The 14356-nt window shown below is 70.8% G+C and carries 11 protein-coding genes and 1 pseudogene; 8 read left to right on the top strand and 4 right to left on the bottom strand.

Features of this window, described 5'->3' with window-relative positions; translation table 11 throughout:
- Positions 1-192 precede the first annotated feature (192 nt).
- Both ACFWTE_RS27785 and ACFWTE_RS27790 read right to left on the bottom strand, forming a co-directional pair.
- Positions 193-429 carry a DUF397 domain-containing protein gene (locus tag ACFWTE_RS27785; RefSeq protein WP_378782875.1) on the bottom strand — a complete coding sequence of 79 codons (237 nt, stop codon included), beginning with the start codon at positions 427-429 and terminating at the stop codon, positions 193-195.
- 422 nt (positions 430-851) lie between these two features.
- Positions 852-1688 (bottom strand): helix-turn-helix domain-containing protein, encoded by an 837-nt coding sequence (locus tag ACFWTE_RS27790; RefSeq protein ID WP_378782876.1) that lies wholly within the window; start codon positions 1686-1688, stop codon positions 852-854.
- Between the two features lie 373 nt (positions 1689-2061).
- On the opposite strand from ACFWTE_RS27790, the gene ACFWTE_RS27795 reads away from it, so the two are divergent.
- Positions 2062-2610: an ATP-binding protein gene (locus ACFWTE_RS27795; protein WP_378782877.1), complete on the top strand. Its 549-nt coding sequence runs from the start codon at positions 2062-2064 to the stop codon at positions 2608-2610.
- Between the two features lie 149 nt (positions 2611-2759).
- Entirely contained in the window at positions 2760-3143 is a 384-nt protein-coding gene (locus tag ACFWTE_RS27800; protein ID WP_378782878.1) for an STAS domain-containing protein, read from the top strand.
- Between the two features lie 101 nt (positions 3144-3244).
- Here ACFWTE_RS27800 and glmS read toward each other — a convergent pair whose 3' ends face one another.
- Positions 3245-5098, bottom strand: a complete 1854-nt coding sequence (glmS, locus tag ACFWTE_RS27805) for a glutamine--fructose-6-phosphate transaminase (isomerizing) (RefSeq protein WP_378782879.1) — start codon at positions 5096-5098, stop codon at positions 3245-3247.
- A gap of 341 nt (positions 5099-5439) precedes the next feature.
- On the opposite strand from glmS, the gene coaA reads away from it, so the two are divergent.
- Both coaA and ACFWTE_RS27815 read left to right on the top strand, forming a co-directional pair.
- Entirely contained in the window at positions 5440-6345 is a 906-nt protein-coding gene (gene coaA, locus ACFWTE_RS27810) for a type I pantothenate kinase (RefSeq protein ID WP_378782884.1), read from the top strand.
- Between the two features lie 478 nt (positions 6346-6823).
- Positions 6824-9025: a HelD family protein gene (locus tag ACFWTE_RS27815; RefSeq protein WP_378782880.1), complete on the top strand. Its 2202-nt coding sequence runs from the start codon at positions 6824-6826 to the stop codon at positions 9023-9025.
- Here ACFWTE_RS27815 and ACFWTE_RS27820 read toward each other — a convergent pair.
- Complete coding sequence (locus ACFWTE_RS27820; RefSeq protein ID WP_378782881.1) at positions 9015-9725, bottom strand: DUF998 domain-containing protein; 711 nt, start codon at positions 9723-9725, stop codon at positions 9015-9017. The two genes, ACFWTE_RS27815 and ACFWTE_RS27820, sit on opposite strands and share 11 nt — an antisense overlap.
- 225 nt (positions 9726-9950) lie before the next feature.
- Between ACFWTE_RS27820 and ACFWTE_RS27825 the strand changes: the two genes are divergently transcribed.
- The 4 genes and pseudogenes from ACFWTE_RS27825 to ACFWTE_RS27840 all read left to right on the top strand — a co-directional run.
- The gene (locus tag ACFWTE_RS27825) at positions 9951-10862 is read left to right on the top strand and encodes a universal stress protein (protein WP_378782882.1); all 912 of its coding nucleotides are present in this window, start codon (positions 9951-9953) and stop codon (positions 10860-10862) included.
- Between the two features lie 457 nt (positions 10863-11319).
- Entirely contained in the window at positions 11320-11892 is a 573-nt protein-coding gene (locus ACFWTE_RS27830) for a hypothetical protein (protein WP_378782883.1), read from the top strand.
- 495 nt (positions 11893-12387) lie between these two features.
- The gene (locus tag ACFWTE_RS27835) at positions 12388-14196 is read left to right on the top strand and encodes a phosphoenolpyruvate carboxykinase (GTP) (protein WP_378782885.1); all 1809 of its coding nucleotides are present in this window, start codon (positions 12388-12390) and stop codon (positions 14194-14196) included.
- Between the two features lie 36 nt (positions 14197-14232).
- A pseudogene (locus ACFWTE_RS27840) lies at positions 14233-14356 on the top strand (family 43 glycosylhydrolase); the annotation flags it as partial.

Below are 14356 nucleotides of genomic sequence, written 5' to 3' on the forward strand. Positions count from 1 at the left end.
GCACCACGAGGTGGTGCCGGGCTCCGCGTGCGTCCGCGTCGTGGACGGTCAGGCCGGCCGGTGAACCGGGGTGATCACCGGGCGGCCATCGACGCGGACGTTTTTCCGGGCTGGTCTCAAGGAGGTCCTGCGGGACCGGGGGAGGAGTTCGGGGGTGGGGACGCGGAGCGGGGCTCCGGCGGTCCGGGGTACTTACCTCAGGAGGGCGTCGAAGTCGCCGGTCTTGGCGCCGCGTACGAAGGCCTCGATCTCGGCGGGGGTGTAGACGAGTGCGGGCCCCTGGGGGTCGCGGGAGTTGCGCACGGCGATGTCCCCGTCCGGAAGCTCGGCGACCTCGACGCAGTTCCCGTCCGGATTGCTCCAGCTGCTCTTGGTCCAGACGACCTTGGGCAGGCGGCTCGCGGGAACGCCGTTGTAGATCGGATGCATCTCAACCTCCTGGAACTTCGGGGGGACTCGTGAGCGGGGATGTGTCCACACGCGGTCGGTCCTTCACCGCGCCCGTTGTGTCTCACCACCGGGTCCGTCCTATGAGCGGACGCCCTGTCGAGGGCGGACCGTCCCGTGGTGGGTTGTTTCGTCCCCGGTGAGAACTAAAGCGTAGCTCATGCACGTGCATTGGTGATTACGTCTGTAAGTACTGATGCAAGGACAAGGGGTGATTCGTCCGTGGAACCGCACGTCACACCTAACGCGGGGGAGAGGGGCCCGGTTCTGCGGAACCGGATCGTTCTCCAGTCGTGGCCGAAGCCGGTCATCCGGGAACCCGCCCTGTGGGCGCACGGCGAACGCCCGGGCGCTGGGAGCGACCGGGCGTGGGGCGGGATGGGAGAGGGCCTGGTGGGGATGGGTCAGGGGTAGCGCTCCAGGAAACCGCGGAGGATGCCCTCGGTGGCGGAGGGCGGCGGCGCCTGGGTGGCGAGGTGGTCCATCGTCTGGGAGTAGCGGTTGGTGTCCTCGTACTTGTCGAAGTACAGGGCGCTGCTCAGCTGCTCCAGGTACACCACGTCGGGCAGCTGCGGGGTGGGGAACCGCAGGATGCTGAACGGACCGCCCGCCGCGGGGTGGCCGCCCATCGCGAAGGTCGCGATCTGGATGGTGATGTTGGGGCGCAGGGCCATCTCGATCAGGTGCTCGATCTGACCGCGCATCACCTCGGCGTCGCCGTAGGGGCGGTGCAGGACGGCCTCGTCGATCACCGCCCACAGTCGGGGGGCCTGGGGCTCCATGAATCTGCGCTGGCGGTGCATGCGCATCATCACCCGGCTGTCGACGTCGTCGTCGGAGGTGGCTGTCCGGGAGAGGCGGATGACCGAGCGCGCGTAGCCCTCGCTCTGGAGCAGGCCCGGGACGAACTGGACCTCGTAGGTGCGGATGACCGACGCGGACTCCTCCAGCCCGACGTAGACGCCGAACCACTGGGGCAGCACGTCGCCGTACTTGTGCCACCAGCCCTGCGCGTTGGCGCTGGAGATGAGACCGAGGAGGGCCTCGCGCTGCTGGGGGTCGTCCACCCCGTAGAGCTTGAGGAGGTCGTCCACGTCACGGCGCTTGAAGCTGACCTGGCCGAGCTCCATGCGACTGATCTTGGCGTGGGAGGCCCGGATGGCGTATCCCGCGTCGTGCCGCGAAATCTTCTTCTCCTGGCGGAGCCGCCGAAGCTGGGTTCCGAGGAGAATGCGGAGCACGGTGGGACCACCACTGGAATTGGCCAGGAAATCTTGGGTGACCTGGAGATTCGGTGAGTGATCGGCGACCACATCGCCTCCTGTGTAGCGGCTTTGGCGCGTAGCGACCGCTCAGTATACCCACGCTCCGCAGGTTACGGACAGGGCTGGGGAGGGATTGGTTCGGGGCCTATGCACCCCTTCTGTGCCCGCAGTAAACGTGCGTACCCGTCTGTGAATTCTTTGATGAGGATCTACCGATAAGGGTCGTTCGTCCTATAGTCTTGCCCGGACGTTGTTGATCTGCACGTGCATCCGTGTCTTACAGATGTAAGCCACAGGGGTGCGGCAGGTAAGTCCGCGCGAACCCGCCATCACTCTCGTGAGGACCGTGATGAACGCAGAGCTGGTGTCCTCGGAGCTGGACTCCGAATCATCATGGAGCCGCCCCTCCCTTGCCGAGGTCTCGAACGACCTCCCGTCCTGGTGGAACCACCCGCCGTGCCGACTCGCCGTCGGGCAGGTCTCCCGGTCGGGCGAGGGTGCCGCCAGGGGATTCGGCTCGGTCCCGGGGTCGGTCCGCAGGGCACGCGAGTTCGTCGCGTCCGTCTTGGGGGAGTGGGACGCCGAGGCCGTCTCCGAGGACGTCCGGCTGATCGTCTCCGAGTTCGTGGGCAACTCCTGCCGCCACGCCGCTCCCCGCGACGCGGACCCCGAGAGTGTTCCGGTCGTGGTCGAGCTGCGCCGCCTGGGCCTGCGCGGCGGGGTCCTGTGCATGGTCACCGACTCCAGCGGGAGAGCCCCGGTCAAGATGGACGCCCACCACTTCGCGGAGTCGGGCAGGGGTCTCGGGCTGGTCGCTGCGTTCAGCCGCGAATGGGGCTGGAACCCGCTCGTCGGCGGAGGCAAGGTCGTCTGGGCCGTGTGCGACGGCGAGGGCTGACCCACCGGCAAGCCCTCGGACGGCGGCATCCCAGGGTCTGTGGACGACGCGGCGGAGCCGCCCGGGAAGAGTAGGCTGTCAATGCATGTCGGTATTTGACCGACCGCGTCATGACAGGACTTTCCCAGACCTCATCCCGGGAGCGAGGCGTGGCCGTGCTGGACACGGAGCAGGATCAGTTCCTCTGTGACGGAATCACCGTTGTCGTACTGGGCGGTGAGATCGACATCGCCACCGCGGAGAGAGCGCTCGCCCGGATCACCGCGGCCACGGCGGACAGCTGCGTCGTCGTCGACCTGTCCGCGGTGGAGTTCATCGACGCCTCCGGCGTCAACATGCTCGTCCGCGCGCTGCGCGGCGCCACCAGGGTCCGGCGCCACCTCCTCCTGGCGGGGCCGACGCGCCAGTTGTCCCGGATCCTCGACGTCCTGGGCCTGCGCGACGTCCTGGCCACCCACGACGACATCGCGGCCGCGACCGCCGCCCACACCGCGACCGGGCACCGCGCGACCCCGCCGGGCGCCCTGCGCTGACCCGGCCGCCCCGGGACACCGTTCCCGCGGCCATCCCCTCGGCGCACGACGAGGGGGCGCGTCCGGCGATACCGCCGCACGCGCCCCCGAACCGTTCTTCCCTACTCGACCGTGACGCTCTTGGCCAGGTTGCGCGGCTGGTCCACGTCGTTGCCCTTGGCCAGGGCCAGCTCGCACGCGAACACCTGCATCGGGATCGTCGAGACGACCGGCTGGAGCAGGGTGGGCACCGCCGGGATCTCGATGAGCACGTCCGAGTACGGGCGCACCGACTCGTCGCCCTCCTCGGCGATCACGATGGTGCGGGCGCCGCGGGCGCGCACCTCCTGGATGTTCGACACGATCTTGTCGTGCAGCACACTGCGGCCCTTCGGGGAGGGCACCACGATGACGACCGGCAGACCCTCCTCGATCAGCGCGATCGGACCGTGCTTCAGCTCGCCGGCCGCGAACGCCTCGGCGTGCATGTACGCCAGCTCCTTGAGCTTGAGCGCGCCCTCCATCGCCACCGGGTAGCCCACGTGGCGGCCCAGGAACAGCACCGTGTCGGCGTCGGAGAGCGAACGGGCCAGCTCGCGTACCGGCTCCACCGTGCTCAGGACCTTCTCGACCTGCTCGGGCATGGTGGCGAGCTGGGCGATGACGGCGGTGATCTCGTCGCCGAACTTCAGCCCGCGCACCTGCGCCAGGTACAGGCCGACGAGGTAGCAGGCGATCAGCTGGGTCATGAAGGTCTTGGTGGCGGCCACCCCGACCTCGGGGCCCGCGTGCGTGTACAGGACGCCGTCGGACTCGCGCGGGATGGTCGAACCGTTCACGTTGCAGATCGCCAGCACACGGGCGCGCTGCTCGCGGGCGTAGCGGACCGCCATCAGGGTGTCCATGCTCTCGCCGGACTGTGAGATCGCGATGACCAGGGTCTGCTGGTCCAGGATCGGGTCCCGGTAGCGGAACTCGCTGGCCACCTCGACCTCGCACGGGATACGGCACCAGTGCTCGATGGCGTACTTGGCGATCAGGCCCGCGTGGTACGAGGTGCCGCAGGCGATGATGACGATCTTCTCGACCGAGCGAAGGTCCGCCGGGGTCAGCCGCATCTCGTCCAGGGTCAGCTGACCGTCCACCGACAGGCGGCCCAGGAGCGTGTCGGCCACCGCGCGCGGCTGCTCGACGATCTCCTTGAGCATGAAGTAGTCGTAGCCGCCCTTCTCGGCGGCGGACGCGTCCCAGTCCACGTGGTACTCGCGGACCTCGACGGGGTTGCCGTCGTAGTCGGTGACGACCACGGAGTCCGGACGCAGCTCGACCACCTGGTCCTGGCCCAGCTCGACAGCCTCGCGGGTGTGCGCGATGAACGCGGCCACGTCGCTCGCCAGGAAGTTCTCACCCACGCCGCGGCCGACGACCAGCGGCGAGTTGCGCCGGGCGGCGACCACCAGGTCGGGGTCGTCCACGGACGTCGCCACCAGGGTGAACGCACCCTCCAGGCGCCTGCACACCGCGCGCATGGCCGCGGGCAGGTCGCCGTCGCCGCGCTTGGCCAGCTCGGTGCTGAGCAGGTGCGCGGTCACCTCCGTGTCGGTCTCGGAGAGGAACTTGCAGCCCTGCTCCTCCAGCTCCAGACGGAGCGCCGCGAAGTTCTCGATGATGCCGTTGTGGACGATCGCGAGACGGCCGTCATTGTCCACATGGGGGTGGGCGTTGGCGTCGTTGGGGGCACCGTGGGTGGCCCAACGCGTGTGGCCGATGCCTGCCCCGTCGCCGGAGATCGGCCGCTCCTCCAGGGCTCGGCGCAGGTTCGCGAGCTTGCCCGCGCGCTTCTCGGTGCGTAGGGCGCCGTCGCCCAGCACCGCCACACCCGCGGAGTCATATCCGCGGTACTCCAACCTTGCGAGGCCGTCCACGACGACCTGAAGCGCCGGTTGCGGCCCGACGTAGCCAACGATTCCGCACATGGCCGCCAGCGTAGGCGAAAAAGGACGCCGGATCGACCAACCAGCACCCCATACCACTGGTTGTTTTTGCAGGTGGCGGTATAGACCATTTGGTGCATGGCGGGTAGACCACGCAGGTGGGGGCATGGCACGGGTGTCGAGTGGAGCCGATTCCACCCGGCCGTGCCCGGACAAAAACCCGGGCAAAAACCTTTGGCGACACCACCGTGAACGTGTGGTTTCGGGTACGTACCACCCCTGTTCGGAGTTGGGGGGGACCGGCTGCCGAATCCGGACGACCTCCTCGTCTAGGGTGGTCATTCGTGTCTCACGTGACGAAGAACGGTTTCTCCTCCCCGTACGTGGAGCTGGACCGGACGGCCTGGGCGGCCCTCCGGGCCTCCACGCCCCTCTCCCTGACCGAGGCCGACCTGGCCGACCTACGCGGTACCACCGACCCCACGTCCCTGGAGGACGTGCGGGACATCTATCTGCCGCTGTCGCGCCTGCTCAACCTCTACGTGGGCGCGACCCAGCAGCGGCACGCCGCCGTGCGCGCCTTCCTCGGCGAGTCGGACCGCCCCGCGCCGTTCATCATCGGCGTCGCGGGCAGCGTCGCCGTGGGCAAGTCCACCACGGCGCGGCTCCTGCGCTCCCTGCTCGCCCAGTGGCCCAACCACCCGAACGTCGAACTGGTCAGCACCGACAACTTCCTCCACCCCAACGGGGTCCTGGAGGCACGAGGGCTCATGCGGCGCAAGGGCTTCCCGGAAAGCTACGACCGCCGCGCGCTGGTCCGCTTCGTCTCGGAGATGAAAGCGGGGGCCGAGCGCATCGACATCCCCGTCTACTCCCACCTGATCTACGACATCGTGCCGGGCGAACGGCAGGCCGTGCACCGCCCGGACATCCTCATCGTCGAGGGCATCAACGTCCTCCAGCCCGCGTCCGCCGGGCGGCTCGCCGTCGCAGACTTCTTCGACTACTCCATCTACGTGGACGCCAAGGTCGAGAACATCCGCAACTGGTACCTCGACCGCTTCCGGGAACTGCGCCGCACGGCGTTCTCCGACCCGCGCTCCTACTTCCACCACATGGCCACCACCATCCGCGAGGAGGAGGCCCTGGAGTTCGCCGCCAACACCTGGCGCACGATCAACGAAGTCAACCTCGTCGAGAACATCCGCCCCACCCGGGGGCGCGCCACCCTCATCCTCTACAAGGGGGACGACCACCGCGTCCGCCAGGTGCGGCTCCGCAAGACCTGACAGTGTCTCTGGCGAGCTCGCGGGCTCGCTGCGCGGCCCTCGGGGCGCTTGGAGGCCAGGGCCCTTCGTCGTCGCTTTCGCCTGTCGCTCGTTCCTCGCTCGCGGCTCGGCTCCTCCTGCAGGGTCCTGGCGCGCCCCTCGTGTCTCTGGCGAGCTCGCGGGCTCGCTGCGCGGCCCTCGGGGCGCTTGGAGGCCAGGGCCCTTCGTCGTCGCTTTCGCCTGTCGTTCGTTCCTCACTTGTCGCTCGTTCCTCGCTCGCGGCTCGGCTCCTCCTGCTCACACGCCCGGCCCGACCCGGCACGGTTTGGCGAAGACCGGAGCACGGGTTAGTGTGGTCTCTCTTTTCGGCCGCGCCCCCTCACAGGGTGTCGTGCGCTCTCAAGGATCGGAACGAACCGGGCCCTCATCGGCACCGGGGCGGGACCAGCGCACGCGCGTCGCCGCGCCACTGTCCCGCCGACCCCTCCGAGGTCTTCGTATGACCACCACCGGTCCCTTTCACGCGCCCTCGAACGACGCACTCCGGAACGAACGCGACCGGCTCGCCGCCGCCCGTACCGCGCTGCGGCGGATGCGCGAGGAGGTCGACGGCAGCGAGCTCATGCTGGGCGACGTCGTCAACGACAAGGTCACCAACGCCGCACTCCGGCGAGGCCGGGAGCGGCGCCTCACCGCTCTCGCCGAAGTACCGGGGGCCCCGCTGTTCTTCGGCCGACTCGACTTCGACCCGGGCACCGTCTTCCTCGACGACGACCCCGGCGCCACCCCGCCCCCGGGCGGCTCCGGCCCCTCCGCGACCGGGGAGGGCTCCGCCGACGCGGACCGCGTCCAGATCGGCCGCCGCCACATCCACGACACGGCCGGGCGCCCCATGGTCCTGGACTGGCGCGCACCCATCTGCGTCGCCTACTACCGGGCCTCCCCCCAGGACAGGATGGCCGTCCGGGTCCGACGCCGCTACGGCTTCACCACCGTCACCCGCGGCCCCGACGCCGAGCCCGAGGCGCTGCTCACCGCCTTCGAGGACGAAACGCTCACCGGCGCCGCGCCCCCGGCCGGCCAGGGGGCGGGTGAACTCCTCAACGCGGAGATCGAGCGCCCCCGCACCGGCCCCATGCGCGACATCGTCGCCACCATCCAACCCGAACAGGACGACCTCGTCCGCGCGCCGCTCAGCACCACCCTGTGCGTCCAGGGAGCGCCCGGCACGGGCAAGACCGCGGTGGGGCTGCACCGCATCGCCTTCCTGCTCTACACGGAGCGCGAGCGCCTCTCCCGCAGCGGCGTGGCCATCATCGGCCCCAACCGCTCCTTCCTCTCCTACATCCACGACGTCCTGCCCGCCCTCGGCGAGGTCGACGTCCACCAGACCACCGTCACCGAACTGCTCACCCGCGGCCTGCCCGAGCGCTCCCGCCCCGCGGCCGGGTGGGTCCGGCGGGTCGAGGAGCCCGGCGCGGCCCGGATCAAGGGCCAGGCCCGCATGGCCGAGGTTCTGCGCCGCGACCTGTGGTCCCACCTGCGCACCCCGCAGGAGGCCGTCATGGTCCGCCGCGGGTCGCGCCGGTGGCGCCTGTACCCCGAGGACCTGCGCCCCCTCCTGGACGAGCTCGCCGAACGGGGAGTGGCCTACGGCTCCGGACGCGAACTCCTCTCCCACCGCATCGCCCACGCCGTCCTCTCCCTCATGGAGGGCGAGGGGGAGGCCTGCGACGACCGCACCCACGAGCAGGTGCGCCGCGACCCGGCCGTGCGGTCGGCGGTCACCGCCATGTGGCCCAGAACCGACCCGCTCAAACTCGTCCTCGGGCTGCTCACCGACCCCGAACGGCTCGCCCGTGCCGCCGAGGGGCTCCTGAGCGCGCAGGAGCAGGCCGCCGTCCTCCTCCCCGGCAGGCCGCGCGGGCCCCGGACCGCCCTCTGGTCGGAGGAGGACCTCGCCCTCGTCGACGAGGCCTCGGCGCTGATCGAGCGACCTACCGGCCTCGGCCACATCGTGGTGGACGAGGCACAGGACCTGAGCCCCATGCAGTGCCGCGCCGTCGGGCGCCGCTGCGCCTCCGGTTCACTCACGGTCCTCGGCGACATCGCCCAGGGCACCAGCCCCTCCGCGGCCGGGAACTGGTCCACGCTCCTGGAGCACTTCGGCAAGCCCACCGGCCACCTGAGGGTCCTGGACCGGGGGTACCGCGTCCCCGCCCAGATCATCGACTTCGCCGCCCGGCTCCTTCCCGCCATCGCACCCGGGCTCGGGGCGCCGGTGGCGGTGCGGCGCTCGCCCGGCTCGCTCCGCATCACCCCGGCCGCCGGGGGGCTCGCGGCAGCCGTGGCCGACGCCTGCCGGGCCGCGCTGGAGGGTGAGGGCTCCGTCGGCCTCATCGCCGCCGACGCCGACCTGCCCGCCCTGAGGGCGGGCCTCGGAACCGAGGGCCTGACCGTGCCGCTGCTCGGAGAGGCGGAGGCCGGGCCGGGTTCGGGGCGCCTCGTCGCGGTGCCCGCGTCCCTGGCCAAGGGCCTGGAGTTCGACGCCGTCGTGGTCGCCGAGCCGGCCGCCGTCGTCGACGCGGAGGAACGCGGCCTCAACCGGCTCTACGTGGTACTCACGCGGGCGGTGAGCACCCTGCACGTGGTGCACGAGCGACCCCTGCCGGAGGTGCTCCGCGACGCGGTCAGCGGCTGAGGCCGGCGGACCGGGGGGCCCTGGAGCGCTTCCAGGGCCCCGGCAGCACCCCGGCGGCGAGCAGCCACAGCGCGACCGTCACCAGGTGGGCGCGCTCCGGCGGGCCGAGGGCGATCCCGGGGCTTCCGTCGCCCCCCTCCGCGTACACCCGGACCGCCAGGACCAGGACGGCGACGGTCGCCACCGCCTGGAGCACGGCCAGTACGGCGACGAACGGCCACGCCCGGTCCCCGGCCCGGTACCGGTTCACCGCGAGCGCGGAGACCCCGAGCAGGGCGGCGAGGATCGCGACCACCGCGGAGACGGCCTGGGCGCCGCTCGCGCCGACCACCCCCTCCGCCAGTGACTCCGCCGCGCACGCCGCGTCGATGGCCACCACACACCGTCCGGGGAGCAGCGCCGCCACCAGGGACGCCGTGCCGAACACGGCCATGGACCACCACGAGACCGTCAGCCAGGGGTTGGCCTCCCTGGCGCCCAGGGCCAGCCCCAGCCCGGCGGTGAGCAGCACCAGGATCGCGGCCGTGCGGTGCGCGCTGTCCAGGAAACCGATGAAGGCCGTCTCCGTCGGCGCGCCCTGCACGACGCCGCTCCCGGGCAGGACCACCTCCAGAGTCCAGAGGCTGTAGACGATCGCGGCCGCGACAGCGGCCACCCTTCCGTCCCTGTAATCCCAGTGCAGTTGTCCGGAGTTAGGCATCGTGCCCCCCGCTTCCACGGATGTCCCGTCCTCACCTCTCGGACAGGACACACCGGTGAGTTCGCCGTCGAACCACCGTAGCCCCGGGACCCTACGCTTTCCGGGACCCGACGTCGTCCAACTCGCGGCGGCACCGTTATCCACGGGTGAGTGTTCAGGCGGCATCATCAGGGGGACGCCGGCGGACACGGCGGGTACAGGACGACCGACGAGAAGGGCGCAGGCATGGACGGCGCAACCACGACGCGATGGGTGATCGTGGGGGTGGACGGCACCGACTCCAGTCGCCACGCGCTCGAATGGTCGGCGCACCAGGCGATGCTGCGCGGGCTCGGCCTGCGGGTCGTCGCGGCCGCCGGGCCGCTGGCCTCGGTGGGCGTGTTCGGCGGGCACGGCCGGACAGACCGGGCGGAATCCCCCGACGAGACGGACACGCAGAACACCGAGAGGCTGCTGGAGTACGCGGGTGACTGGGTGGAGCGGCTCTTCCCCGAACTCCGGGTGGAGACCCGCCTGTCGTACGCGCGCCCCGTGGAGGCGCTGCTGGCGGAGGCGACGGCCGAGGGGACCGTCGCGGTGGTCGTCGGATCGCGCGGGCTCAGCGGGATCGTCGCGGCCTTCGTCGGCTCCGTGGGCATCGAACTGGCCGCCCGCTCGCCCGTCCCCGTGGTGGTCCTGCCCCGCGACCACGCCGCCGCGCACGGGGTGCGGGGCCGCGTGATCGTGGGCATCGACGGGTCCGACCCGAGCAGGAGGGCGACGGACTTCGCCTTCGGGCAGGCCGAGTTCGCCGGCACCGAACTGGTCGCGGTGAGCGCCTGGCAGCCCCTGGTGGCGTTCGCCGCCGCGACCGGGCCGATCCCGCCCGAGCTGTTCGACGACGCGACCGCGGCCGAGGCGGCTCGCCAGGCCCTGGAGGACGAGCTGGGGGACGCCCGGCTGCACCACCCCGGCGTGACGGTACGGACCCGGGTCGTGCGCGCCCACCCGGTGGTCGCCCTGCTGGAGGAGGCCACGCCCGCCGATCTCATCGTGGTGGGCTCGCGTGGGCGCGGGGGTTTTCGGGGGCTGCTCCTCGGCTCGGTGAGCCACTCCGTCCTGCACGGCGCGCGGGGACCGGTGGCGATACTCCGCTGACCACGGGAGTCCGGGCGGCCGGGCCCTCCGTAAAGGGTTCGCACCGGACCGCACAAAGGCATTCGCGGGGTCCGTGCTGGTGAAACGATTATCGGGACGCGAAAAAGCGCCGCTCCGATTCCTCGGAATGCTGTTCTGGCCGAGTCGAATACGGAGGGCCGGCAGGGCCGGGCGGGCGCGGGCCCGGGTGAGGGCGGGATCGCCGCCGCCCACACAGACGCCACCCTCGATGCTGTCGACGCTGCCGGCGGGCCGGTGTGGCCCCGTGGCCGCAGCGTGGGGTGGTGTCGGCCTTCCTGAGCCCTTCCCCGCCCGGATGGTTTTTCCACGCGAAGTCGCAGTTCAGAGGAGAGCCAAAGAACGGGAAGATTTTCTTACTCGCGAGTCAAGGTCCGTATCGGTCATACTTTCCCGGTTGCAGTGGTCGCGCCGAATAGTCAAGAGCAATCGAGTATTGATGGGGGAAGTTGTGAACGGCTCCGCGAAGGGCGCCATCGGCGCCGGAATGGCCGCGTTATGGCTGATCACCGGTTGCGGAACCGGCGCCGATCCCGGCTCCGACGAGCCCGCCGAGCCCGTCGCGGAGAGCGAGGCCCCCGAGGAGACCGAGCCGGAGGAGCCGAGGGGGACACTGGTTGAGGGCCAGGCCACCCTGTCCGCCGCCGACCACCCCGTGCTCGGCCTCCTGCTCACGGACGGCGACGGGAACACGCTCTACCTGTTCACCGAGGACGAGGGTGTCGGCCCCACCTGTGTGGAGGAGTGCACCGAGGTGTGGGAGCCGCTGCGCACCCCCGCGGGGACCGAGGCCGTTCCGATGACCGACGAGGGCGTGCGCCCCGAACTCATCGGCGCCTTCCCCCGGCTGGACGGTGCGCCCCAGGTCACCTACGCCGAGTGGCCGCTCTACACCTACACGGGCGACGCCGCGCCGGGTGAGGCCAACGGCCAGGGCACGGACGGCTCCTGGTTCGCGCTGGACGTCTACGGCGGGATGGTCGCCGACCCCGCCGCCACCTCCCAGGGCTGACCGCTCCCGGCCTCCGCGCCGCCCCGACGCACGTCCCCGTGCGCCCGGCACCGCCGCGCCCGGGGGCGGGCGCGGCCCCGCTCCCCGCCGACCGCACCTCCCCGTCCCCGCGAGGGGCTGACCAGCCCTCCCCGGCGGACGCGTGCGCCCACGCGTGCCGATCCGCGGGACGCCTCAGTGTGCCCGCGCCACAGGTCTAGTGGCCCCCGCCGAGAGTCCCCGGCGCGGATGTGACGAACAGCACCACGTGTCGCGGCCGGTGGTGCGCATGCCCGCCCGACAAGGGAAAGCGGCTCCGAACTGTGTCGGAACGATCGTCGAACGCGTTCCTTCGTGCGCCGTGGTGGACCACGCGAATCCCCTGCTGTGCAGTGGAATCCGGCTTCGTGACACGACAGATATAGACCATTGGCCTATACCAATTGGTCACTGCGGGGGGTCGTCGTTCATGATGCGAGTGATCTCGACTTTCGTAGAGGAGCCGCTGTGACTGCCGTGGGGACCGACGTGGGCACCGCCCCGACCGAGCACGAGGAACTCGTCACCTGGGTGCGCGAGGTCGCGGAGCTCACCCAACCGGACGAGGTCGTGTGGTGTGACGGTTCCGACGAGGAGTGGACCCGCCTGACCGACCAGCTGGTCGCGCAGGGCACGTTCACCCGCCTGAACCCGGACAAACGCCCCAACAGCTTCTACTGCACCTCCGACCCGAGCGACGTCGCCCGGGTCGAGGACCGCACCTACATCTGCTCCGAGCGCGAGCAGGACGCGGGCCCGACCAACAACTGGATCGCCCCCGACGAGATGCGCGCCACCTTCGGCGAGGTCTTCAAGGGCGCCATGCGCGGACGCACCATGTACGTCGTGCCGTTCTGCATGGGTCCGCTCGGCGGCGACATCTCCCAGCTCGGCGTCGAGATCACCGACTCCCCGTACGTCGTCGTGTCCATGCGCATCATGGCCCGCATGGGCTCCGCGGCCCTGCGCCTGATCGAGGAGCGCGGCGAGTTCGTCAAGGCCGTCCACTCCGTCGGTGCCCCGCTGGAGCCCGGCCAGGAGGACGTCGCCTGGCCCTGCAACTCCACCAAGTACATCTCCCACTTCCCCGAGACCCGCGAGATCTGGTCCTACGGCTCCGGCTACGGCGGCAACGCCCTGCTGGGCAAGAAGTGCTACGCGCTGCGCATCGCCTCGGTGATGGCCCGCGACGAGGGCTGGCTCGCCGAGCACATGCTGATCCTCAAGGTCACCTCGCCCAAGGGCAGCTCGCACTACCTCGCGGCCGCCTTCCCCAGCGCCTGCGGCAAGACCAACCTCGCCATGCTCCAGCCGACCATTCCCGGATGGAAGGTCGAGACCGTCGGCGACGACATCGCCTGGATGCGCTTCGACGCCCGGGGCCGGCTGCGCGCCATCAACCCCGAGGCCGGGTTCTTCGGCGTGGCGCCCGGCACCGGCGCGAAGACCAACGCCAACGCCGTCGACACGCTGTGGGGCAACAGCATCTTCACGAACGTCGCCCTGACCGATGACGGCGACGTGTGGTGGGAGGGCCTGACCGAGGAGGCGCCCGCCAACCTCACCGACTGGAAGGGCCGCCCCTGGACCCCGGACTCCACCGAGCCCGCGGCCCACCCGAACTCCCGTTTCACCACCCCGGCCGGCCAGGCCCCGACCATCGCCGACGAGTGGGAGGACCCGGCGGGCGTGCCGATCTCGGGCATCCTCTTCGGAGGCCGCCGCGCCACCGCCGTGCCGCTGGTCAGCGAGTCCTTCAGCTGGCAGCACGGCGTGTACCTGGGCGCCAACGTCTCCTCCGAGAAGACCGCCGCCGCCGAGGGCACCGTTGGTGAGCTGCGCCGCGACCCGTTCGCGATGCTGCCGTTCTGCGGCTACAACATGGGCGACTACTTCGCCCACTGGGTGAAACTGGGCCGGACGGCCGACGAGGCCGAGCTGCCGAAGATCTTCTACGTCAACTGGTTCAAGAAGGACGCGGACGGCACGATCGTCTGGCCGGGCTTCGGTGAGAACAGCCGCGTCATCAAGTGGATCGTCGAGCGGCTGGAGGGCGAGGCCGAGGCGGTCGAGACCCCGATCGGCTACCTGCCGACCAGCGACGGCATCGACACCGAGGGCCTGGACATCTCGGACGAGGAGATGAGGTTCGTCCTCGACGTCGACCGTGACGCGTGGAAGCGGGAGGCCGCCCTGGTACCCGAGTTCTTCAAGACCTTCGGCGACCACCTGCCCGGCGAGCTCTGGGACGAGTACCACGCTCTGCTGGACCGCCTGGACCAGTAGGGCTCCGAGCCGGCCCCCTTCCGCGCACGGGGCCGGCAGGCGAGGGGCGCGGGTGCCACGTACCGCAGGGACGGCTGGTACTACCTGGTGACCGCCGAGGGCGGCACCACCTGGGACCACCAGGTCACGGTGGCGCGGTCGCGACGTCTCCACCACCACC

Source organism: Nocardiopsis sp. NPDC058631 (genome assembly GCF_042716955.1).
GTDB lineage: Bacteria > Actinomycetota > Actinomycetes > Streptosporangiales > Streptosporangiaceae > Nocardiopsis.